Consider the following 24,046-nt stretch of genomic DNA (forward strand, 5'->3'; position numbering starts at 1 on the left):
GGTGCATCTGGAGAAAAGAGTGTTGTCTATACCGAGATGATCCCTCTTCTTATCGAGGCTGTCAAGGAACAGCAGAAGACCATTGAAAAGCAGAATAAAGAGATAGAGGAACTGAAAGCAGGCGTTAAGAAAGCCCTGTCACCCAATCTGACGGCAGAACAACGCTGGCAGTAGGAAAGTTGCAAGGGAGTAAATAACTGTTGTGAATGAGCAAATGGAAGGCCTTTCTTGATTATATAGAAGGGCCTTCCATATTTTTTTGCAGCATCAAATTTCCCATAGCCTTCTTGCAAAATCTGTCATATTCGGATAGTATTTTATACATTCGCAATTAAAAATAATTGATATGAAAATTAGTTTACAAAATCTCCTCTTACCCCTGAAGGGTAAATAAATATCCCAGGGAGAAAGAGAGATTTTTGCAGGAGATATTAATTGAAGGCATCATATAAATGGCTTAAGGAATTTGTTGATTTTAAATTATCACCTGATGAACTGGCCCATGCCCTTACAATGTCCGGGTTTGAAGTTGAGGGCATGGAGGAGATCGAGGGCGATGCCATTCTTGATATCAACGTCACTCCTAACAGGCCTGACTGTCTCAGTATCACCGGCATTGCGCGCGAGATATCCGCGATCTTAGAAATTCCTTTAAATATAAAATCTGTTGAGATCCGGGAGCAGGAGGGCAGGGGGCCTGAAGTTGAGATCAAAGATCCTCACCTTTGTCAGAGATACGCATCAAGATTAATTCACGGTGTGAAGATCGCACCTTCACCTGAATGGCTTACAAAGCGTCTTGAGTCTCATGGGGTTAAAGTAATCTGTAATGTTGTGGACATTACAAACTATGTTCTTATGGAAATGGGGCAGCCCCTTCACGCGTTTGATCTTGATAAATTAGCAGGTGGGAAAATAGTCGTCAAGACAGCGGGCACTGAGAAAAGTTTCCGGACTCTCGATAGCGAAGATAGGAATTTAAAGGAAGATATGCTTTTGATATGGGACGCTGAAAAGCCGGTTGCTTTAGCCGGGATCATGGGCGGATTGAATACCGAGGTGTCTTCCGAAACAGTTAATGTACTTCTTGAAAGCGCCCATTTTGATCCTGCGTCAATAAGACCTACTGCCAAGGGTGCTAATCTCACAACCGAATCCTCTTACAGGTTTGCCAGGGGAGTGGATATAAACAATATTACAAAAGCCCTTGACAGGGCTGTAAAGATGATCGCTGAAATTGCGGGAGGACGAGTTTCACAATTGACTGATGTTTATCCTGAACCATATGTTCCCAGGCAGGTTCCGGTAAACTTTAAAAAGATAAATTCCCTGCTTGGAATTCAAATTGATGAAACGATTATCCAAAACATCTTAAACAATATCGGTCTTGGCATTAAAAGAGAAGGGGATGTTCTTCTCGTTACTCCTCCAAGTTTCAGGCAGGACATTCAGAGAGATGTTGATATCGTAGAAGAGATAGCGCGATTGTACGGATACGACAAAATTCCTGTAACGCTGCCGAGTATCAAAATGCGTCCCGCCCCTGTGAACAAGAGGCAGGACCTCATCAGGACCATAAAAAATTCCATGTCCAAATCAGGATTGTCTGAGGTGATCAATTACAGCTTTCTTAATCCGGACACTCTCGATAAACTGAATATTCCATTTGGGGATAAAAGAAGAAATTTGATATTAGTAAAAAACCCGCTAAAAAAAGAAGAGGCGGCGATGAGGACCACACTTTTGCCTTCGCTGCTGAATAACGTGAGACTGAACCTGAACCGGGGTGAAAAAGCTCTACGCTTTTTTGAAGTGTCAAAGGTCTTCCTTCCCTCAGACAATAAGCTGCCGGATGAAGTCATTCAGTTAGCTGCTATATACAACAAAGACATGTCCGCATCTTTATACGGAAACAAACATGACGGGTTTTATGATTTAAAAGGCGCTCTTGAAAACCTACTTCGGGATATAAATATAACAGGCTACCGTTTTGAACAGGGCTTAACACCAGTTGAGCCATATCTGCATCCTGGAAAATCTTGTTCCATATCGATAGGCAGTGAAACCATGGGCTCTCTTGGCACAATCCATCCACGTGTCCTTGAGTCATTCGACATTAAAGGCAATTTAATCATGTTTGAAATTTATAACGTTGAGAAGTTACTGGAATATATTTCATACAAAACAACGTTTATATCATTGCCCAAATTTCCATATGTTGAGAGAGATGTTGCCATAATCGTCTCAAAGGACATAACCGCTGAGCAGGCACAAGAAGAAATATTGAATGTGGATTCGGACCTCATTGAGTCTGTTACTCTATTCGATATATACACGGGCAAGCCGATTCCCGATGATAAAAAGAGCCTCGCTTTTTCCATCCGCTACAGGATGGCTGACAAAACCCTCACAGACGAGGAAGTTGATTCACTGCATTCAGTTATTGTAGAGAGACTTAAAAACATCCTTAACGCAGAGATGCGCAGCTAAAATTACTTCTTCCTTGCATCTTCCATTCAGAATCTTGTATCGTTTTGTATGGATATCACAAAAAAAATCCTGTCTGACCCTGTTAATAAATGGATATTCAGTAATTTTAAAAAAGATATCTATCTTGTTGGTGGATACATACGCGATCTATTACTCGGTTACAAGTCTAAAGATAAGGATTTTGTTTTAAAAGGCAACGTAGAAAATATCGCAAAGAAAACTGCAAAGAACTTTACTGGCACCTTTATTGTTCTGAAAAGGAATCAGACCTATCGAGTAGCTTTAAAAAATAGTAGTTTCATAGACTTCTCGTATTTTTCCAATAGTATTCTTGAGGACTTATCCAAGCGTGATTTTACGATAAATGCAATAGCATGGTCGCCTGAATCAGGAATTATTGCGCCATTTGGGAGCATCAAAGATATTGAAAATAAATTAATCAGGATGATCAATCCCAAAAATCTCGAAGATGATCCGCTGAGGATTCTCAGAGCTTACAGGCTTGCAGCGCAATTGAGTTTTACAATAGATAAAAACACAAGGAAGTTTCTCAAAGAATATTCTCCACTAATTACTAAGGCCGCTCCCGAAAGGATTACTGAGGAAATAATAAAACTTTTAAACAGTGGCATTTCTCATTATGCGCTTAGATTGTGTATTAAAGATAAAGTTCTAATTAATATCTTTAAGTTAAGCCAACACATCTTAACAACTAATATAAATTTCATAGATAACTTTAACGTTCATCTGGACAGGATGCATAAGGAAAAAAAACTATATCGCTTTCTCGATACTGAAATTAGCCAGGGCTTAAAATCAGCCGGACTTATTCGGATTGCCTTGCTTCTGCTCAAAGAAAATAGTGGAGATCTACAAGAAATTACTCAGAGACTAAGATTGAGCAACTTAATAAAAAAGAAACTGAAGGGCATTTATGAAAGTAATCAATACTGTGGGGGAAGCCCTACAGATAAAAAGTTATTCAATATATTTGACATAGCAAATGACAGCGTTTACGAGATAGCTATCATATTAGCTATCCGCAATAAGAAAAAAATGTTACCTCTACTTGAAAGGGCACGTTATTTTATGAAAATAAAAACTCAACCTCTTATAAGAGGAAATGAAATACTAGGACTTATGAATATCGAATCCGGGCCAATCGTAGGAGAAATTCAGCAGAAGATACGAGAAAGACAGTTCCTTAACTTTATAAGAACAAAGGCAGATGCAAAGAAATGGATAGCATCTAACTTTACATAATATATCTTGTCAAGCAAAATCTTCACCTCCACAACAAATATTTTCCCCGAGATAAAATATTTCAGCGCCAAAATATCTTAAACGCGAAGGTGTCTGTGTCTGATACCGCGCCTTTCAGGAGCTAAAAAATCCCGCCAGACTTGATTGCATCTTTAATTGACCCCTGAAGCAAACATAAATCTATATCTTCTTTTTCCGTCTGTCATGATTTTTTTACCTGGACGACACAGACAGAAAATTTGTCACAGTTCAATTTTTACTTACCTTAGTGAAAGTAAAAATTTGAAAGGAGATTTAAAGATGAAAAAATGTGTGATTTGCGGAAAGCCTCACAACAACGAAGGCCAGCTTTGCACCGACTGTCTACTTGGACCAGTCAGAAAGGAGTTCTACAGATGATAATCTTTAAAGTCAAACGTTACCAAAAATCTTTAATACAGTGCGACGCTTGCAAAGAGATATTAAAAGTAAGAAGTAAATATGTATACGTTTCTTTCAAACCATACCGCTACGAAGTTCACAAAAGAGTATGCCTAAAATGCCTACCAACTTACCTTAAAACTAAAGAGGAGGTGGACAGATGAGAACCTTCACGATCAGAACAATTATACCTGAACGTAACTGTGACATTTGCGATCGCATATTAAAGCTCATGGACAGATACACGATTATACAAGTTCAACCATTTGTATATAAGCGTGTATGCGTAAAATGCCTTGAAGATTTCTTGAAGGTATACGGTAAACCTTAACAGGGTTTGCCGTTCAAGTACGGTTCAATTTTTTCTCTCACAGCACCCAAATTATAACCAGACTTTACCTGAAAGCGAACAAGAGGGATTCCAACTGTCTTAAACACCCGGTCTTTTATTTCATCGCTTCTTTTTCTGTCTTCTCTATCATGGCTTGAATCATCAAGCTCGATAGCAAGAATAGGGGACACAGAACTTTTATCACAGACCAAAAAATCTAAATGCTTTGCACTGATTCTATTAAAATAAAAATAATCCCAACTTACAGTTTTGACAATATCCTTTATTCCTACCTTGCAAAAAACTTCAACATTCTTATCTTTCAAAACAATATTCAACACACCATAAAAAGACCTCTCTGAATTCGTCAAAATAGAATCTCTTTTTACATAGGGGAATTTTGATTTATCATCAAGACGCTTCTTAAAATTAGCAGCATAATAAAGCAGAGCAACAATGAAGAACACCAACACGACAGAAATCCACAAAACCAAATTCAGCACAACCCCTCCAAATATTTTAGACCTAAATTGTATATCGGAAGGAAAACAAAAATACTTTAGAAAGCATCACCAGAATACCTTGTAACAACTTCCCAACGCTTAGGCTTTCGATAAATATAAATCCGACCTCGTTTATATTTGTCGTCTTCATACAAAAAAGCATTTCCACGATACCAGTAAAAGTCATCTAATTCAGCCCCCATATTCGCAAAAGAGATGATAGCATCACACAAAAGGTTAAACCCCTGCCTAAGATATGCCTTTATCTGTGATGAGCCTATACGACGCACTTTATCGTAACCATCACCAAGAGACTTTGTTATATATTTCATCAAATAAGACATTGACGGTTTACGAACTGGTCGGATATCAACGTTTCCATACTTCCAGTATCTTTGTATACGAAGAACATCTTCTTTCCCAAACTCAATATCAATAGGAAACCCAATGATCACATGCCAATGAAGAACCGCCTCACCTGTACTTTCAAGACGCTTTTCTTGTATTTCAGCAGTCCAGATATAAACTATCTTTCCATAGTAACAACGCATATTACTAAAAAAAAGATTAAGAAATTTAGGTTGATAATTTTCTTTTGCTTGAGTAAGAGTAATATGCTTTAAAAAATACGGCTCAATTCTGACTTTATTTAAAAAACCTTGAGCAAGTCTTTTTTGATTGCCGGCAGTAATGTCAAGAATGACTTCTTCACCTGTTTCTTTGTGACGCAGATGAACATAATCACCCTTTGTACTACTCTCATAAGTATCATATTTATATCCATTTATATCCAATCTTGCCCTCTACTTTCTTTAACTAACTTTGACTTGATATACATAATATACTAAATCCCCAGGGGAGCACGGTTTCCGAATCCTATCGGATTTTCGGAACCCGTGCTCCTTTCCTGTTTTTATCCTTTCTATGCCTTTTAGCATTCTTTTTAGTAACCTTACTTTTAGACACCACAGACTGAAAAGAAAATAAGCTTAATTGTTCCATATTCATGAACCTAACAACGCCTTTTAATTTTCCCATGTCCTACCATTGCCCCTTTCCTTAAAATCGATTACACGCAATCCTACGCATCCACTTTTTCGCTGAATCGACCTAAAAACGTCATGATCATCACAAGCAACAGAATAATCAAAAATAAAATCAAACACATTTAAACCACCTTTTCCTATTCAACATTAACTGAGTATCAACCTTCTTAATCCAATCAGCGTTATCTTTAAAAGGCCCCTTACAAAAATATCGTCTCTGATGTTCTGTCAACAAACATTCATAGACACGATGACACTTATTACATTTGCACTCATAAACATTCGGCATTAATCCCCCCTTTTACATAGACCAAAATCAAAGTCTTTATTTTGCGGCCCATACTCTTTGATAAAGTTTCCGTACTTCAAACGAAACTCATAATGCAAACACCGGGAGCACAAGCCTGATTGCTTTTGACCAGACCAGAGGACAGGCGTATTATTATTGATCTCTGAAACGAGCTGCTTTGTATCATAGAATTGTCCTATTTCAGCAGAGTAACGAACAAGACCAGCACCAATAAAAACTGTCTTACTATCTGATGACTCAAACCCCTTATTAGCCCAGCGCTTAGTCAGTAGACCTGCATTAATAGGGAATACAGGAATACCCATCGGACGGAAGTGTTTAAGATTCTTGAATTCAAAACCAACATCCGCAAGCTCTCTCATTTGTCGATCTACAGCCCCCCTTAGTTGTGAGGTCATGAGGATATCAAAGCCGAGCTTTCGAGACATAGAGAAAAACTGTATATTGCTTTGTGTTGTGGTTTTCCACATCCGAGCATTTAAATCCAAGTGTATTTCATCCCACACAAAGAGGCGCGAAGACTCAGGAGCAGTACCAAGCTCAAAGCAAATTTTTATTGCTTCTGACAAGTCCGGTATATAGTGATACCGAGCAGAGGCATTGACAGCAACCCACAAACGATAGTCATACATTGTATTGAAAGGCAGAATAAAAAAGCGCAGGAAAGAAAGAGCACCACGTGTTTTAAACTTTGCAAAAAGATGATCCCAACAATCCACAAACCTGATATTAGTATAGATATGCTTATCAGTATACAGAAGGGTATCAATTATTTTGTTCACACAGTAAAGAGTTTTCCCGGAGCCAAGACGGCCGGCTACATGATAGACCATTTTATAGCAACCTCCGTATAAGAGAATTTACAATCATGAATATAACGAACACCAAAATCAAAACACGAAACCACGCCATGTCAGGGAAAGTAAGAACGACCGGGCCGACATAGGGAAAATTTATCTCTGATGACGCTTGCTGAAACCCAGAGATATCAAAAAAACTATAAGCCGCAGACAAAAGAGAAAAAGGAGCACGAGACACAAGATCAGAGATAAACAAATCATAAGACGTAGAATCAAACGAGGCATCAGAGCAAGCACCCTCACTATAACAAAGATTAACTATTTCAGACTTATTTAAAGTAGCCGCACCATCACCACATTCAGAGTCAACATTAAGACTAAAACTCCAGAAATAATATCCGGGAGTAAGCCTATACATTGTATTGACATAAAACCTGTCATGGCCCCACTGATAAGGAATTATTTCTTTTCCAACACATTCTGAATCATCACATTTATAAATCATAAGATTATATCCAGGCTTGTAAAAAACAGCATCGAAAGCAACATAAAGGGCAGGTGTAAATTCTTCTTGAGCATAAGCAACAGACACAAAGGGATTAATATTATAAGTAGGAAGAATATCAGGCTCGCATTGCATATAAGTATAAGGCTCATATTCAGAACCTATAATCGAAGGGCAGGGCGCACAATCACAAGAGTTTTCATCCCAATGATAATTACCTTCATCACATACAGGACAATTCAGAGGCCAAGACAAACCAGAACTATTTGTTAACACCATTAAAAAACGAGCCTGAACATAGTTAGTATAAATCCACTCAGTACAAACCAAAGCCCCGCCAATATATTCCTGATTACCACAGTGACGAAATTCAGTAGCATAACCAATAATATCCCCTGTAGGGCAGTATTCCCACCAATCATTAGCACGGTAAAAAGTTTCACAAGGAGGCGAAGAAACCAAACTTGCATCTTGACAAGTATAAGGCCCAGGACTACCAACAGTTTCTCTTGTAGTAAACCCAGTATTCCAATAATAATAAAGATGATCAACTTCAGTTATTGAAGGAAAATGACTCGATAGCCAAGAGAGAACAGCACCCTGATAATCCCAAGAATCACCTTCACAATGAACCAAAGCAAATGAAGAGGAAGGAAACAAAAAGAGGAGAACAAAAAATATTATCTGATAACTTTTAGCCATCGAAGGACTATCCTTCCAAACCAAAAAGTAAGATAAAAAGAAATCAGATATCCCATGAGAGTTGCGATTTCAACGATAGGAAGGAAGTACGCCGCATATTGAAAAAACTCATACTGCGACAAAGAAGGTATATTGACCGTATACACAGGAAGGACACTAACAAGACCTAACGCCATAGCTAAAAAGAAATCAACAAGCATTTGAATGAAGCCCATAAAAATTGTATAGAACCAACAAATAATCGGTTGTAAATAAGTCTCAATGAGACTGGCAAACCACAACCAGACATCATCAATAGTATCAGTGAGGGAACAAGATTGAAGTAAGAAAACAAATGGGACATACAAAAATACTTTCTTTCTCATAGCACATACTCCAAAAGATGCCGAACAATCTGCAAACACACAAGAGCCAACAACACCCATCGAAACGAGATCATAAAGGCATCAACAACAGGATTATCCATAAAAGCAAGAGGAACATAAGTTGACCCAAAAAAAGTAAAGGTAAAATCAGTTGGAGACTTTTGAGAGACACCCTGAATATCTACAAAAATATCAACAGCCGCCATAAGTAGAGAAAGAGGAAAATATTGAGTAGCAGAATCCTTCCAAGCATTAAAAGAAGTATCATCAAACGTGACAAGTGAAGAATCACACTCGGCATATGACACGGACGAAATAAGAACCAAAAAAATTACTATTAAAACTGCTTTCATAAAATATTTCCTTTCTGTGAATTTTTAGAATCTTGAACAGGTTGGCCAGACCCATCCAAGTTAAGTCCACTGCTTACCTTGCAATTCTACGGACAACCTTAAACGCAAGCGGAACGCCCACGATAAGGCCAACCAGCGTAACAAACGCAGGGATAGCAGTGTTAATCTCTGAGGTTATCGCGTCAGCTACGCCAGCGTAATCAACAACAGCAAAAGCCATTGAAGACATGGCAAGCATGGCAACGAGAACCAAACCAAGACTTAACTTTTTCATTTTGACACCCCCTTTCATTTTGAATTTCTTCCAGCTAAGCCAGAAGATTTTTGATAATACGTATGACAAAATAAAAAGCAAGCATAGGAGCAACAACTTTAACAAAAACCTGAAAACCTTCAACCACAATATCCACAGCTTCACCTCACCGCCAAAAGAAATAAACCAAGGAACACAAAACCAAAAAAAATACCTAAAGCTAACTTACTATCATTCTGAGTAGTTACAGCCATAGAGCAATCATAAAAAGAAGGAAACAGAAGCTCAACTGAAGAAACACCCCTGACAATAATGCGGCCAAGTTCATCAGATGTACCCCTATAAAAAAACCTCATATCAGAAGCTACAGGCATTGTCTGATTGCTACCATCACGGCCATTAAAATTTATCTCCCCGGAAGATAATGTAGAAGCTTCAAAACCGCAGTTATATTCAACTCCATTTCTCAACCCTGTAACAGTAAAAATATAAACCCAAGCACTACCGGGGCTTAAAGGCGCGTAACTTTGATTATCATAAAGAACAACAGAACCCGTACCCTCTGCATAACAAAAAGACACAGAAACAAAAAGAGCAAAAAGAACGCCGAGGATTTGAACAAACAAATCCTTGACGTTCTTTTCCGGGGAGAGGGTAGTGACGCTTAAACAAGCCCCAAGCATACGTTTAGCACTACCTCGCAACATTGTGAATATCCTGTTCTTCATTTAAACCTCAAAAGCCATCTTTACAAGAGCACTGCATTTGAATTTCTTCACTTCACCAGGCCTTTGACCCGGTTGTTTTGCAAAAACCATGATGACATCTTTCCCGGACTTATCAGGCCTCGAAACCAGAAGATTAACCCAATTTTTACCCTTTTGACTTATTCCTGCACTAATTACCTCACCTTCTACATCAAAGACCATTCTTCAGTACCTCCATTTAAATTAATTTTTATTAACTAAGGGTGAACAGGACACCACATCTTTGTAAGAACCTCGAATCTCATAACCACGCTTTTCAAGAACTTTGATAACCTCTTGAATTTCAAGGTCATCATTGCGTTTTTTGACCTTAAAACCATAAAACTGAAGAAATTCAATAAGAGCACCATCATTGTATTTATCTTCAACGCTAAGCTTAAACTGAGACACTTCAATAGGGTAGCGTTTATCAAGAAGCCTTAAAATGCAACCAACACGCTTGGAGGAAAAGCCGATATCTTCTAACAATTCACGGAAGGTTTGACGGGTAAAGGTTACATCAATGTCTTCATCCTTATGGATAAGACGGAACCTTGATTTAAGATTGCAGAGCTGTTCGTCTAACTTGATAATTAAGAAAGCCATTCCCGATAAGAACCTTTCGGACAAATCTTAAAAGACTTAAGTTAGAGACAGTATAAGTTTACATAATATATCTTATCGGACATTGGAGATGTCAAACTTTTGTTGAGAAGATGTGAAAACCCTTCGCGACCCTCCTTTTGAAATGGCTTTTAGAACAGGGTTTCCGGTGATTGCATAATTATTAGGCACATTAAAAATGATTAAAAAACAGGAGGTTGGTTTAATTTCAGTGTTTTTTATAGGGGTTCTGATAATAATCCGGAATCAGTCAAGGAAATGACTTTTACTTTTAGTCTATGCCCCCTCGCAAGGTTATCAGCTTTTATGAAGACTTTCATATAATTACTTGATATTCCTTTATAGATACCATGAGTTTCAGTTTTATTCTCAACTATTACATCCAATATATTCTCTAACTTATTATTTATATATGCATTCTTCTTTTTGGTTGATATATCCAATAAAATATTTACCCTTCTGTGTTTTATGTGAGGATCAACTTGAGAAGCTAATAATGAAGCGCTTGTGTCAGGTCGCCTTGAATAAGGAAATACATGTAAATAACTGAGTGATAAATGCTCGATAAATTTTACAGTGTCATTAAAATCCATTTCACTTTCTCCGGGGAAACCAACTATAACATCTGTTCCAATTGAAATATACGGGCAAGCTGATATAATTTTGTCGATAATATTTTTGAAGAATGTAGTGGAATAACTTCGATTCATTTCCTTAAGTATCTTGTCAGATCCGCTTTGAAGAGGAATATGCAGGTGAGCACAGACTGATCCGTCCTTTATGAATGTCAAGAACTCTTCTTTGAATTCGTGTGGTTCAATGGAGCTCAACCTGAAACGAATATGGGGATAAGATGTTATCAACATTTGCACAATGCTTAGCAAAGAACATTTAGGCTGGATATCTAACCCATAAGAACCAATATGAATTCCTGTTAACACAATTTCATTGTAACCGTCATTACTTAATTTGCCTGCAGACACTAAAACATCCTCAGGACTTAGACTGCGGCTTTTTCCTCTTGCCAATGGCACTGAACAATATGAGCAGCGGTTATTGCAGCCATCCTGTATCTTAAGGAATGCCCTTGACTTGGTTGAATAGTATGGCTGAGGCGATAATAACGTATTTGGCGAATCAATAGCTATTGATGGTTTGTTGTTTGTTTGCAATTTCTCAATATAATTTAAAATTTGCCCCTTTGCAGAATTTCCAGTAATTAACCCAATTCCATCTAATCCCGATAACTCATCAGGTCTTAATTGCGCATAACACCCCGTGGCAATTACCTTAGCCCCGGATCTTGCAGCTTTTCTTATAAGTTGTCTTGACTGATAGTCACTCTTTGCCGTTACCGTGCAAGTGTTCACAATGCATATATCCGGATTGTCAGCATAGGCTACAATTTCATAGTTGTTATTTCGAAGCATTCCCTCCATTGAAGCGCTTTCCGACTGGTTAACTTTACATCCCAATGTAGCAATGGCTATTCTCATTTTAATGCAAAGATTTTTCTCCATACAATGAGTGCTGCTTAGCTTTCAGGATTTTAATTTTTACAATTTTGCCTATCTCCTGGATATCACCCTGAAAGTTCACTATCTTGTTGGAGCTTGTCCGTCCAGTTAGTTTGTCGTTATTTGTTTCACTTGAACCTTCAATCAAAACTTCAAGTATTTGTCCTTCAAGTCTTTTATTTATATTAAAAGTTATTGCCTCTTGTAAATCCAGAACCTCGGAAAGTCTTTTTGACTTTTTCATTTCATCAATATGAGCTGGGAGATTGATGGCCGCGGTGCCGGGCCTTTTTGAATATTTAAATGCGAAGACCCCATCGAATTCAATTTCCTTCAATGCATTCATCGTACATCGAAAATCCTCTTCGCCTTCACCAGGGAACCCGACGATAATATCAGTTGTAAGCGCAATATCATTCAAGCCCTTTCTCAACATAGTGATCTTCTCTCTGTATTGTTCGTAAGTGTATCCTCTGTTCATCTGCGATAAAACCTTATCAGACCCGGACTGGACTGGTAAATGAAGGTGATTGCATATCTTCGGCAGGCTGCTCATTGTCTCAACGAGTTTTTCCGAGAGGTCCCTCGGATGAGAGGTCACAAATCTGATCCGCTGTATTCCATCGATTTCATGAATCGACCTTAGGAGATCTGCGAAGTCTGTGGCTTCCGGCAAGTTCTTGCCGTATGAATTTACATTTTGCCCAAGAAGGGTAATTTCCTTAAAGCCATCGTTTGAAAGAGCTAATACTTCATTGTAGATATCCTTGGCGGGCCTGCTTCTCTCCCTGCCTCTTGTATACGGCACTACACAATACGCGCAAAAATTATCACAGCCGTACATTATGGATACCCACGCCCTAACCTGCCCTTCCCTTTTCATTGGAAAATTTTTGAAATGGTATTCAGGATTATGTTCTAATGCTGAGCCGTTTGTATTTCCATCTATCAATGCTTGCAGGTTGTCAATGTTGTCGGGCCCGAATACAAGATCAACATACGGGAATCTCTTAAACAGGGACCTTCCTTCCTGCTGTGCAATACATCCTGCAACCACGATTTTCAGATCGGGATTATTTTTCTTTATCATCGCAAGCCTGCCTAATTCACTGTAAAATTTATGTTCCGCCTTTTCCCTGATGCTGCATGTATTTAAAACGATCACATCTGCTTCTTCAATAGAATTAGTATTCCCGTAACCTGATTCCGACAAAGTGCCTGCGATCTTCTCAGAATCATGGACATTCATCTGACAACCGAAAGTATGGATGTGATATTTCTTCATATATTCAAAAAATTACAATTAAAGACTTATATTATTTCTTTCAATCAGATTGCCGCAGGATGTTTTATCAATCTGAATCAATTATTTTAATGAATTAGCGTTTACAAAATAAAGTAGCGGGTTATTCTTTCTTCTCACTTTACAGTTCTTCTCGAATTTCACTGAAGGAATTCCAGGATGTTAAACAAAACTCGAAAGCATTATCTGTATCAGATTGATCAGGGGCGCGGGATAAACGCCGATCCAGATCAGAAGCAGCGCAAGAAAGGTCATGACAATATTTCCCGTCAATGCTACTGGCGACTCCAGCGGCCTGGTTTTTTCTCCTGCCGGGTGTGAATACAAAGCGATGAGGACCCTTAGATAATAATACAGGCCGATGGCGCTGTTTATCACAAGGACAACCAATAGCGCCCACAACGATGAATTAACGCCTGCGGTAACGATATAAAACTTGCCAAGAAAACCGGCAGTCAGCGGAACGCCCGCGAGAGACAAAAGCATGGCTGTGAAAACTCCTGCCAGCCAGGGGCGTTTCCATGCCATGCCATGATAATCTTCCAGAGCGTCCGCGTCTTTCTCCTTGCCTGACAAGACAGTAATAATTCCAAATGCGCCGAGTGTGGTAATAAAATATGCGACAAGATAAAAACTTACCGCGGTAATTGCAAGTGCGCCGGAAGCGAGAAATGCCACAAGGAGATAGCCCATATGCGCTATCGATGAATATGCGAGAATGCGTTTTATATTGGTTTGCTGCAATGCAAGCAGGTTGCCCACGAACATTGAGGCTACTGCTATGATGGCGAAGATGGAAAAAAGGGCTGTATGGCCGCGGAAATCTATTAACGTAAAATATCGAAGGAGAAGGGCAAACACCGCGCCCTTTGACACAGTAGCAATAAACGCGGTAACCGGCGCGGGAGCGCCTTCATAAACATCAGACGTCCACATGTGAAAGGGGACTACCGCAAGCTTAAAACCTACCCCGGCTATTATCAGTGTCAGTCCGGAAAAGAGCAGAAGGTTTTTCCCCTCACCAAATTTTTCTGCGATCTGAGCGAATTCCATAGCGCCGAGCTGTGCATAAACAAGGGCCATTCCCATGAGCAGAAACGCTGATGAAGCCCCGGCAAGCACAAGGTATTTTATTCCTGCCTCATTGCCGCGTTCACTTGCGCGAAGATAAGCAATAAGGGCATAGAGGGAAACGCTGAGTATCTCAAGGCCGAGGAAGAAGGACGCGAAATGGCTGCTCGCGACAAGCACCGCTGAACCGAGCAATGCCATAAGCAGGAGAAGGTAATATTCTTCGAGATTGCCTTTATGTCCCTTGAGATAATCAAATGATAAGAGCGAAACAACAAAACCTGCGGCGAGAATAAGCCCGATGTAAAAAAGCGCATAGCCGTCAATGATCATGAGCGCTGTCACCTTGCGTGGAATCAATGAAGCCGCAAGCGGGACAGTTATTAGCGAGACAGCAAGACCTGAAAGCGTCAATACAAGTGTCAATAAATGATTGCGAAAAAAAGCGATTGTCATCATGACAATAACCGCGGTCAGAGAAATTATAATGAGAGGAAAGATCACCAAAAGGTCAGAGAGATCCATCGACTGCCTCCTTTGCATTTTTCATCTTTTTCTCAACTTCAAAACCTCTTATCTTCGTAACTTCTATTTTATTGTCTCTCAATCTCTGCTCACTTTGCGCATTCAGCAGGTGATGAAATGCGTCACGGCTTTTTTCAAACACAGGCTGCGGATAGAGTCCCAGCCACACAAGCGGAAAGATCATTACCGACATTAACAGCATTTCACGGATGGAGAAATCGTGTATCTTCAATTTCTCCCTTTGCTCACCATGAAAGGCGCGTTGTATAATCCACAGAGCGTAGACTGTTGCGATGATGATCCCTGTTGTCGCCAATACCGTCATTACCGCGCTCTTTTGATACGAGCCAAGCAGAACGAGAAATTCGCCGACAAAATTCCCGAGGCCCGGAAGTCCCAGTGACGCAAGGGCGAAAAACAACGCCACTGCGCCCATGCGCGGGGCTACTGTCCATAACCCGCCCATGCGTTCCATGTCGCGGGTATGTATGCGCTCCTGCAAAGCCCCGGCGATCATGAAGAGAGCGCCGGTTGCGATGCCGTGGCAGATCATCTGCATAAGCGCGCCCTGCAAGGCGAGCTCATTCCAGGCAAAGATGCCGAGAAGGACAAACCCCATGTGGCTGACGCTCGTATATGCGACAAGACGTTTGAGATCGGTCTGTGAAAAAGCGAGGACAGCGCCGTAGAGAATGCCGATGAAGCCAAGTGTTATTGCAGCGGGTGCAAAATCAAAGGCGGCTTGCGGAAATAACGGCACAACGAAGCGGATAAGCCCATACGCCCCGGTCTTCAAAAGAAGTCCCGCAAGTATGACGCTCCCGGCAGTCGGCGCCTCGGTATGAGCATCAGGCAGCCATGTGTGAAAAGGCACGGCAGGCAGCTTCACCGCAAAGGCGATGAAAAACCCCAGCATCAGCCACGCTGCTTCACTGCTTGTCAATGAAGTCCCCAGCAGGTCCATGTAATTGAATGTATAAACCCCGGTATTGTGCCCGTGGATAAAGTACAGGCCGATAATTGATATCAGCATGAGCAGGCCGCTGAGCTGGGTGAACAGGAAAAATTTAAATGACGCGTAACGCCGGTTTTCATGTCCCCACAATGCGATCAAAAAGTACATTGGCACAAGCATCAATTCCCAGAAGAAGTAAAAGAGGAAGAGGTCAAGCGCAGTAAATACCCCGATGATCCCGGCCAATATCCAGAGGAGATTGAGATGAAAGAACCCTACTCTCTCCTTGATCTCAGTCCATGAAATCCCAACCGACATGATGCCTAAAAATAAGGTAAGCATGATGAGCGGGAGGCTCAGACCGTCCAGCGCGAGATGGAACCTGACGCCTAATTGCGGTATCCATTCCTTGTTCATTTCAACAAGCCACATGGTTTTCATAGGAACAGTCCGGGAAGGTAACTGCATCCATAAAAGCAGCACGAGTGCGAAGACAAAGATCAGGCTGATGAGCGATATAACGCGTGGCCATACAGGATTGAAGCGTTCCGAATACCATGCGGCAAGACCGCTGATTAAAAGAATTATGATCAACCAGCCGAGTATCATAAAAACATCACCATCGCAAGAGTTATCATTACCCCGATAACAATTCCCATTGCATACAGCCGTACTTTTCCTGTTTGAGTTAAAACGAGAGAGCGGTGCAGTCCACGGCTGACCCACGCGATCCCGAGGTAAAAGAGGTCAATGAAATCGTCTTTGTTAATTCGCGCCATCCAGACAAAAGGACGCACGAACAATGTGTCGTATATCCGGTCGAAGCCCCAGCCTGATAACAAGAAGCGATGCAATAGAGCCGCCGCAGGTTTCAGCATCAGGCTATTAACGTATCGCGGATTTCGCATGAAAAACAGATACGCCAGATATATTCCCGCCAATGAGACCACGGATGAAATAATAAGCAGGAGCGTTCCAGCGCCTGCTCCTTCGCGTGTCCCGCTCATTTCAGGCAATGCGGTTTGAATGAAATTTGAAAAGACCGGCACGTTCGGCAATTCGACAAAACCACCGGTCACGGACAAAAAGGCCAATATAACGAGAGGGATTGTCATACGTTTACCCGGAGATTTGCTTATCTGCTGCTTTGCTTCCCCGAAAAAAGTGATAAACACCATGCGGAAAGAATATACAGATGTAAGCAGCGCGCCTGACAGTCCTGCTGCCCACAGCCAGGTGTTCCCAATGTTTGATGACCATGTTTGAGAGAGTATCATGTCTTTGCTGTAAAAACCCGCGGTGATCAGCGGAAGGGCGGACAAAGAAGACGCGCCGACAAGAAAGGTCCAGAAAGTAAGCGGCAGTTGTTTGCGAAGCCCTCCCATTTTAAACATGTCGTGTTCATGATGAAGTGAATGGATGATAACGCCTGCGCCGAGAAAGAGGAGGGCCTTGAAAAAAGCGTGGGTCATAAAGTGAAAGATCGCTGCTGACCACGCGCCGACACCGAGCGCGAGGAACATGTAGCCTATCTGGCTTATGGTTGAGTACGCGAGTACGCGCTTGATGTCTCTTTGTACTAACGCGCTGAAACCCGATATCAATAATGTTGCCGCGCCAATCACTGCGACAGAGGTTTGCACCACGGGGGCCAAAGTAAAAAGCGTGTTGGTGCGCGCGATGAGATAGACTCCAGCCGTTACCATTGTGGCGGCGTGAATGAGTGCGCTTACGGGAGTGGGACCAGCCATTGCATCCGGCAGCCAGGTTTGCAGCGGCAGCTGCGCTGATTTCCCAAGCGCGCCGCCAAGCAGAAGCGTTGCTGCCATAATAGCGATTCCTGAACCGGCAGCCCACTGCTGTCCCGCACGGTGCATTAGCTCCTGTATCTGTAACGTGCCGAGATTAGTGAAAAGCAAAAAGAGCCCGACAGTCATCGCTGTATCGCCGATGCGCGTGACCACAAAAGCCTTTCGCGCGGCAAAACCGTTTGCAGGGTCTTTGTACCAGAAGCCGATGAGGAGATAACTGCACAGCCCTACCCCTTCCCATCCAAGATAAAGCAGCAGGAGATTGTCCGCAAGCACGAGCGTCAGCATGGAGCCGACAAAGAGATTCATATACGCAAAGAACCGCGCGTATCCTTCCTTGTCGATCATGAACTCCGAGGAATAAAGATGGATCAGGAAGGCGACAAAAGAAATTACGAGCACCATGACCAACGAAAGCGCATCAAGGTAAAGGGCGATCTCCGGTTTAAACCCCGCGACATCCATCCATGTCCAGAGTGTCTGCGTAAAAGAATGGTCTTGCGGCGGAGCGCTGATAAAACTGATGCCTATAAGAATTGTGACGAGAGCGGAAAGCCCCACAGAGCCAACGCCGATCATTGCCGCTGTATTTCGCGATAGCCTGCCGCCTGCCAATGCCAGGACAATAAATCCGGCAAAAGGCAAAGCAGGGACCAGCCACAAAAGCTCAAACATACTATCCTTTCATCTGACTTGCTTCATCAGTGTCGAGTGTTTTATGCGAATGATAAAACTGAAGCGCGAGCGCAAGGCCCACCGCAACCTCAGCTCCGGCCATCGCAAGTATAAAGATAAACATCACCTGTCCGTCAGGCTGAGCCCATCGCGCACCCGCTATTACAAAGGCAAGACCCGCGGCATTGAGCATGATCTCTATGGACAGCAGAATGAAAATAATATTCCTGCGCACAAGAACACCTGTCAGTCCGATTAAAAAAAGGACGACAGACAAAATAAGGCCGTGCTCCATCACCATCGCAGGCATCATAATTCTCTCCCTGCTTTTTCTTCCGGCATATACCGCCTTCCAAGATGATACGCGCCCACAAGCCCGGCAAGAAGCAGCATTGACGCAAGCTCAACGCCAAGAAGATATTTGCCGAGGAGACTGATCGCAACCTGTTTTGGCGCGATGGCGCTGACCTCTGATATTTCCTTCGGGCCTTGAGTGAGCAGATAAATGAATTCGGCAAATAAAATTGCTATCAGGACCGCGGGCCCGGTCCATATCTCAGGGCTGATAAGCTGTCTCTCCTTTTTTACAGTTTGCGGCCCCATGTTCAGCATCATAATGACGAATACAAAAAGCACCATGATGGCCCCTGCATAAATAATCAATTCCAGCACGGCGGCAAACGGAGCCCCGAGGATAAAGAAGATCACCGCTACCGACATCAGGGACACGATCAGATACAGAAGCGCGTGCACCGCGTTGCTTTTCACGATCACCATAATGGTTGCTATTACGGCCACTGCCGCGGATATGTAAAAAACTGTATTCATAATAAATACCTCACGGCATGATGTCCCTTACATCAACTGGCGGCGTTTCATTTTCGGCCTCGCCTTTGTCCTTGCCTTCAATTGATGACCCGGCCACCCGGTAAAAATTATAATCATGATATTTCCCCGGCCCGTTTATCAGGAGGTCTTCTTTTTCATAGACAAGTTCCTGCCTCTTGTATTCACCCATTTCAAAATCAGGTGTAAGCTGTATCGCGTATGTCGGACATGCCTCCTCGCAAAACCCGCAGAAGATGCACCTTGAAAAATTAATGCGGAAAAATTCAGGATAGCGCCTGCCGTGTCCGTCTTCAGTTGCCTGAAGGGAAATACAATCAACAGGACACGCGGCCGCGCAGAGATAGCACGCCACGCAGCGTTCTTTTCCGTCCGGGTCGCGCGACAAAATTATGCGCCCCCTCCATCTCGGCGGCACATAAGGCTTTTCTTCAGGATACTGGACCGTCTCTCTCCGCCTGAACATGTGCAGGAACACCAGCCACATTGATCTCAATAAACTGAACATTGCTTCTCCTCTGATGCCCATAGGTTGAAGGGCGGATGCTGAATAAATACAATGACGACACCTTTAAAAAATAGAACAAGAACATGCCGAACATACGTTTGAATATTTTGCAAAAGCGGTTTCTCTTGCAAAATATTTATTGGTATCTCAACTTCCTGTCGATTCAGAGTGTTTATGAAGTATTCGCCCTTCAAAGATTTATCATTTTGGTACAGACAGATATCTATCATTTTTAATTTCCTGTTGCAAGCAAAATAGCCGCTGTCACCATCAGGTTCGCCAATGAAAGCGGCAGCATCACTTTCCATCCGAACGCCATCAACTGGTCATAACGGGGACGAGGAAGCGAAGCCCTGAGCAGGATGAACCCGCATATAAAAATAAAGGTCTTTATGAAAAACCAGACAGCAGGCGGAAGCACCGGCCCGAGCCAGCCTCCAAAAAACAGCGTTGCGATAAGCGCGGATATCAGGGTGATGCCCAGATATTCCCCGACAAAGAACAGGCCGAACTTGATCCCGGAGTATTCGGCATGGTAACCCGCGACCAATTCGCTTTCAGCCTCAGGCAGATCAAAGGGCAGCCTGTGTGTTTCCGCAACACCGGAGATGATGAATATTATCAATCCCAAAAACTGCGGGATGCAGAACCACCACCTTTTTTGCGCCTCGACAATGTCAACGAGATTGAATGAACCGGAAAGCATCACGACGCCCATGAGCGACAGTCCCATGAATATTTCATAGCTCAGCATCTGTGCTGCCGACCTTAAGCCGCCAAGCAGGGAATACTTGCCTCCTGACGACCAACCGGCAAGCGCGATACTGTATACTCCGAGGGAAGACATTGCGAGGAAGAACAGGAGTCCAATATTTAAATTCACCACTTCAAATCCCGGCGCAAGCGGCACGATCGCAAAAGACATCAGCACGCTGACCATTATTATCACCGGGGCAAATACAAAAACCGGCTTGTCCGAAAATGGAGGAATCCAGTCTTCCTTGGCGAATATCTTTATCATGTCCGCAAGCACCTGAAGAAGTCCGAACGGGCCAACACGGTTTGGGCCATACCTGTCCTGCCAGAGGGCCAGCAGCCTGCGCTCAACCCAGATGAGTCCTCCTGCGATTGTAAGAAAGACAAATAGAACGACCGCAATGATTACGAGATGTCCGGCGATTTCATTCATCATTTATCTCTATTTTCGCATCTGTCATCCCGAACTTGTTTCGGGATCTCAGGATAAGATGCTGAAACAAGTTCAGCATGACACTTTTGGGACTTAGCATGACACTTTTGCGTTCAGCATGAAAAACATTTAAATAAAGTGCTCCTTGCGTCATTTCAATTTCCCCCATGCGGGAAGTTCAATTCCGTGCAGTCCCGGCAGTCCGTAAGGCAGTCCGGCGATCCCGCGCGGCAAATAAGGCATGGCCTTAACTGAAAGATCATATTTCCTGTTCAGTAAATTCAGCTCTATTGTTTCTCCTTCTTTTTTCCCGATACTCCTCAGGTCTTCGGGGTTCAATCCCAGATACAGCTTTGGGACAAGTTCTAATATCCCGCCTGAAATGGCGCTTAATTCCTCTGAGCCGAATATATGATACAGAGGAACAATGAGCCATTCACCGTGATGAAGAATAAATGCCCCCGGCAGATCGTAGAAATAATCAGGTCTTCCACTTTGCAATTGCGGCTCTATCAGACGCTTCCCCGGATCACCGCCCCGCAGCGGCCCTGCTATCTCTTCCTGAAATTTATTAACTGACTGCACAGAATTCCAGCCCGGAGACCAGAATCTTGAAATGAGCGAAGACTGCGGCTGCCCTTCATGTCCTTCCATTGAAAAAGAAAGCGGAGAATCCGGATCATCAGGGAGTTCAGGCTCATGCACATTTACATTAGCGAGGATGGCTGTCCTTCCGCTGTAGCGGTGCGGCTGCCTCGGGATCTTCATTCCGTGAACTCTGTATGAAGAAGGCGGGGTGAGCTCACGCACAGAATTGAAAACCGGTAATGCATCGATCATTGCATTTGTAACATCGTCAAAGCCTTGCCATTTTTCAGCGAAGGTTTCACCGGATGAGATCATAACCTCTCTCAGCCAGCGCCAGCTCGCTTGAATATCAGAGCCGGGTTTAAGCACCTGGTAAAAACGCTGTGCCCGTCCCTCATTGTTTACAATAGTCCCTGTTGATTCGGCGAATGTGCAAGCAGGAAAAATCAGGTCAGCCATTGCAGTTGTCTTTGTGAATGTGTGATCAATTGCTATAATATGCTTCACCTTTTTAAAGAAGCTATCGAGCAGTTCAGCGTCAAAGCGACGGTAAAGGTCATTCTCAAGGACAATAACCGCATCCGCATCCCCTGCCCTGACAGCGCTGAATGCCTCATTTATTTTTTTGGCATCCATAAGTCCCAATCCCATGCTGTTACAATCAGGAACGGTATAACAAAGCTGCGCGTTGATATCTTTTTCACATAAGGCCCATGCGATATTAGCCGCGGCATGAATGACTGTTTCGCTGACGCATCCTATGCCGGAAACAATTACCGGCCTCTTTGCCTCACTTAACGCGCGCGCTATGCTTTTAACCAGCAAAAGTGTGTCAGTATTCAATTCCGTTACCTGGGGCAATGCGGGATCTAATTCATGCGCAACCGCAAATCCCAGTCTTGCAAGATCATCAGGCGCGGCGCGGTATGTTTGTTCAGCGATATCGTCAATTCCGGTACTGCAGGGTGTTGCGATGAAGAGCGGGCTTCTTTCATTCTGAGCGGCATTTCTGACGGCATCGTTATGCCATTCGGGTATCCTCAGCTTTTTCGCGATATCAAGCGATCTTTGCTTCACTGCCTGCCTGAGTGAAAGCGCCAGCATTGGAGCGGTGTTTAAAACATCTTCACCGAGGACCAACACCGCATCCGCATTCCTCACATCGTGCAATGACGGAGCGCGGGCCGGTCCTTTTCGCAATATGCTGATGATTGTTGAAACAAGGCCATGCTCTTTGCCGGACATGCCTGAATAAAAATTTTCAGGGCCGATGAGCGAACGAAGCGCGAAATTCGCCTCAAGCGACGCGCGCGGCGAGCCTATTCCGATGACATTTGCGCCGAAATGGATGGCGTCAGTCATATGTTTAAGCGCGTTCTCTTTTGAAGCCGGAACAGCGTCACTTTTTTTTCCGGGCCTGATAAAGATCTGTTTAATGCGTTTATCGCTGTTGACGAATTCATAACCGAACCTTCCCCTGTCGCAAAGGAAATAACCGTTGACCTCACTGTTATAACGGTTTAATATGCGCCTCAGTTTGCCATAGCGTTCTCCGGGTATGGTGTTGCATCCAAGTCCGCAATGAACGCATACGGACGGCGCGCTCTGCAGGTCCCATTTGCGGGTGTAATGCTTCTTTAAAGTTTTGTCAGTGAACACGCCAGTCGGGCAGACCTCCACAAGGTTGCCGCTGAATTGGTTTTCAAGCACACCTCCCTTATGTCGTCCGAAATAAACGTGGTCATGACACGCGAATACATTGAAGTCCCGGCCTCCGGCGTAGTCGCGGTAAAAACGGACACAGCGGTAACACTGGATGCACCTGTTCATTTCATGATTAACAAGCGGGCCGAGATACTGGTTGCGGTGCGTCCGTTTTTTAAACCGGTATCTCCTGTACACATGGCCCGCCATCACGGTCATGTCCTGCAGATGACATTCACCGCCTTCATCACAGACAGGGCAGTCATGGGGATGGTTTATCATCAGCCATTCAATGATGCTTGCCCTGAATTTCCTTGCGTCAGGATCATCAATTGAAATACGGGCGCCGTCAGTTGCGGGAGTCATGCATGACATGACGATCCTGCCGCGCGTGTCGTTCTCGTCCTTGAACTGTTTCACAGCGCACTGGCGGCAGGCCCCTACCGAATGCATCGCTGGATGCCAGCAGAAGTAGGGAATATTAAATCCCAGCGAAAGACATGCATTGAGCAGATTCTGCCCGTCCTTCACTTCGTAAGGTTTGTTGTCAATGTAAATGGTCGCCATAGTTTTAGCTCATTTATAAAGTTCAAAAGAGCAAAAGTGCAAAAGAGCAGAAGTAGAGGTTCTGTCCGGCAACTTT

23 protein-coding genes are annotated in these 24,046 nt (G+C 43.0%); 3 read left to right on the top strand and 20 right to left on the bottom strand.

Features of this window, described 5'->3' with window-relative positions; genetic code table 11:
* The 3 genes from HZB61_10765 to HZB61_10775 form a co-directional block, all read left to right on the top strand.
* Positions 1–174: hypothetical protein (locus HZB61_10765; GenBank protein MBI5057083.1), on the top strand; the 174-nt coding region annotated here is incomplete at its 5' end.
* 261 nt (positions 175–435) lie between these two features.
* Entirely contained in the window at positions 436–2,490 is a 2,055-nt protein-coding gene (locus HZB61_10770) for a phenylalanine--tRNA ligase subunit beta (protein MBI5057084.1), read from the top strand.
* Positions 2,491–2,538: 48 nt separating this feature from the next.
* Positions 2,539–3,753 carry a CCA tRNA nucleotidyltransferase gene (locus HZB61_10775; GenBank protein ID MBI5057085.1) on the top strand — a complete coding sequence of 405 codons (1,215 nt, stop codon included), beginning with the start codon at positions 2,539–2,541 and terminating at the stop codon, positions 3,751–3,753.
* 747 nt (positions 3,754–4,500) lie between these two features.
* Here HZB61_10775 and HZB61_10780 read toward each other — a convergent pair.
* The 20 genes from HZB61_10780 to nuoG all read right to left on the bottom strand — a co-directional run bounded on the left by HZB61_10780 (position 4,501) and on the right by nuoG (position 23,970).
* On the bottom strand, positions 4,501–5,007 hold the full coding sequence (locus HZB61_10780) for a DUF2726 domain-containing protein (GenBank protein ID MBI5057086.1): 507 nt from the start codon (positions 5,005–5,007) through the stop codon (positions 4,501–4,503).
* 56 nt (positions 5,008–5,063) lie between these two features.
* Positions 5,064–5,801 carry a hypothetical protein gene (locus HZB61_10785; protein ID MBI5057087.1) on the bottom strand — a complete coding sequence of 246 codons (738 nt, stop codon included), beginning with the start codon at positions 5,799–5,801 and terminating at the stop codon, positions 5,064–5,066.
* A 540-nt stretch (positions 5,802–6,341) separates the two neighbouring features.
* Positions 6,342–7,196 carry a hypothetical protein gene (locus tag HZB61_10790; protein ID MBI5057088.1) on the bottom strand — a complete coding sequence of 285 codons (855 nt, stop codon included), beginning with the start codon at positions 7,194–7,196 and terminating at the stop codon, positions 6,342–6,344.
* Between the two features lies 1 nt (position 7,197).
* Positions 7,198–8,370, bottom strand: a complete 1,173-nt coding sequence (locus HZB61_10795; GenBank protein ID MBI5057089.1) for a hypothetical protein — start codon at positions 8,368–8,370, stop codon at positions 7,198–7,200.
* Positions 8,349–8,735 carry a hypothetical protein gene (locus tag HZB61_10800; protein ID MBI5057090.1) on the bottom strand — a complete coding sequence of 129 codons (387 nt, stop codon included), beginning with the start codon at positions 8,733–8,735 and terminating at the stop codon, positions 8,349–8,351. The genes HZB61_10795 and HZB61_10800 overlap by 22 nt, the downstream gene beginning before the upstream one ends.
* The gene (locus HZB61_10805; GenBank protein ID MBI5057091.1) at positions 8,732–9,088 is read right to left on the bottom strand and encodes a hypothetical protein; all 357 of its coding nucleotides are present in this window, start codon (positions 9,086–9,088) and stop codon (positions 8,732–8,734) included. Before HZB61_10805 ends, HZB61_10800 begins: the two co-directional genes overlap by 4 nt.
* A 73-nt stretch (positions 9,089–9,161) precedes the next feature.
* Positions 9,162–9,362 carry a hypothetical protein gene (locus HZB61_10810; GenBank protein MBI5057092.1) on the bottom strand — a complete coding sequence of 67 codons (201 nt, stop codon included), beginning with the start codon at positions 9,360–9,362 and terminating at the stop codon, positions 9,162–9,164.
* A gap of 140 nt (positions 9,363–9,502) precedes the next feature.
* A complete protein-coding gene (locus HZB61_10815; GenBank protein MBI5057093.1) occupies positions 9,503–10,069 on the bottom strand; it encodes a hypothetical protein in 567 nt (188 codons plus the stop codon).
* A complete protein-coding gene (locus tag HZB61_10820; GenBank protein ID MBI5057094.1) occupies positions 10,070–10,270 on the bottom strand; it encodes a hypothetical protein in 201 nt (66 codons plus the stop codon).
* 21 nt (positions 10,271–10,291) lie between these two features.
* Entirely contained in the window at positions 10,292–10,693 is a 402-nt protein-coding gene (locus HZB61_10825) for a hypothetical protein (protein ID MBI5057095.1), read from the bottom strand.
* Between the two features lie 236 nt (positions 10,694–10,929).
* Positions 10,930–12,231 (bottom strand): tRNA (N(6)-L-threonylcarbamoyladenosine(37)-C(2))-methylthiotransferase MtaB, encoded by a 1,302-nt coding sequence (gene mtaB, locus HZB61_10830; GenBank protein MBI5057096.1) that lies wholly within the window; start codon positions 12,229–12,231, stop codon positions 10,930–10,932.
* Positions 12,209–13,513, bottom strand: a complete 1,305-nt coding sequence (gene miaB, locus HZB61_10835; GenBank protein ID MBI5057097.1) for a tRNA (N6-isopentenyl adenosine(37)-C2)-methylthiotransferase MiaB — start codon at positions 13,511–13,513, stop codon at positions 12,209–12,211. The genes mtaB and miaB overlap by 23 nt, the downstream gene beginning before the upstream one ends.
* A gap of 180 nt (positions 13,514–13,693) precedes the next feature.
* Positions 13,694–15,127, bottom strand: coding sequence for an NADH-quinone oxidoreductase subunit N (locus HZB61_10840; protein ID MBI5057098.1), 1,434 nt, complete (start codon positions 15,125–15,127; stop codon positions 13,694–13,696).
* Entirely contained in the window at positions 15,114–16,691 is a 1,578-nt protein-coding gene (gene nuoM, locus HZB61_10845) for an NADH-quinone oxidoreductase subunit M (protein MBI5057099.1), read from the bottom strand. Before nuoM ends, HZB61_10840 begins: the two co-directional genes overlap by 14 nt.
* Positions 16,688–18,568, bottom strand: coding sequence for an NADH-quinone oxidoreductase subunit L (nuoL, locus tag HZB61_10850; protein MBI5057100.1), 1,881 nt, complete (start codon positions 18,566–18,568; stop codon positions 16,688–16,690). Before nuoL ends, nuoM begins: the two co-directional genes overlap by 4 nt.
* A gap of 1 nt (position 18,569) precedes the next feature.
* On the bottom strand, positions 18,570–18,878 hold the full coding sequence (nuoK, locus tag HZB61_10855; GenBank protein ID MBI5057101.1) for an NADH-quinone oxidoreductase subunit NuoK: 309 nt from the start codon (positions 18,876–18,878) through the stop codon (positions 18,570–18,572).
* Positions 18,878–19,396: an NADH-quinone oxidoreductase subunit J gene (nuoJ, locus tag HZB61_10860; GenBank protein ID MBI5057102.1), complete on the bottom strand. Its 519-nt coding sequence runs from the start codon at positions 19,394–19,396 to the stop codon at positions 18,878–18,880. The genes nuoK and nuoJ overlap by 1 nt, the downstream gene beginning before the upstream one ends.
* 10 nt (positions 19,397–19,406) lie before the next feature.
* Entirely contained in the window at positions 19,407–19,943 is a 537-nt protein-coding gene (gene nuoI / locus HZB61_10865; GenBank protein ID MBI5057103.1) for an NADH-quinone oxidoreductase subunit NuoI, read from the bottom strand.
* A 211-nt stretch (positions 19,944–20,154) separates the two neighbouring features.
* Positions 20,155–21,111, bottom strand: a complete 957-nt coding sequence (gene nuoH / locus HZB61_10870; GenBank protein MBI5057104.1) for an NADH-quinone oxidoreductase subunit NuoH — start codon at positions 21,109–21,111, stop codon at positions 20,155–20,157.
* 150 nt (positions 21,112–21,261) lie between these two features.
* Entirely contained in the window at positions 21,262–23,970 is a 2,709-nt protein-coding gene (gene nuoG / locus HZB61_10875) for an NADH-quinone oxidoreductase subunit NuoG (GenBank protein ID MBI5057105.1), read from the bottom strand.
* Positions 23,971–24,046: the final 76 nt, after the last annotated feature.

It is taken from the genome of Nitrospirota bacterium, from assembly GCA_016214845.1.
In the GTDB taxonomy this organism is placed as follows: domain Bacteria; phylum Nitrospirota; class Thermodesulfovibrionia; order UBA6902; family UBA6902; genus SURF-23.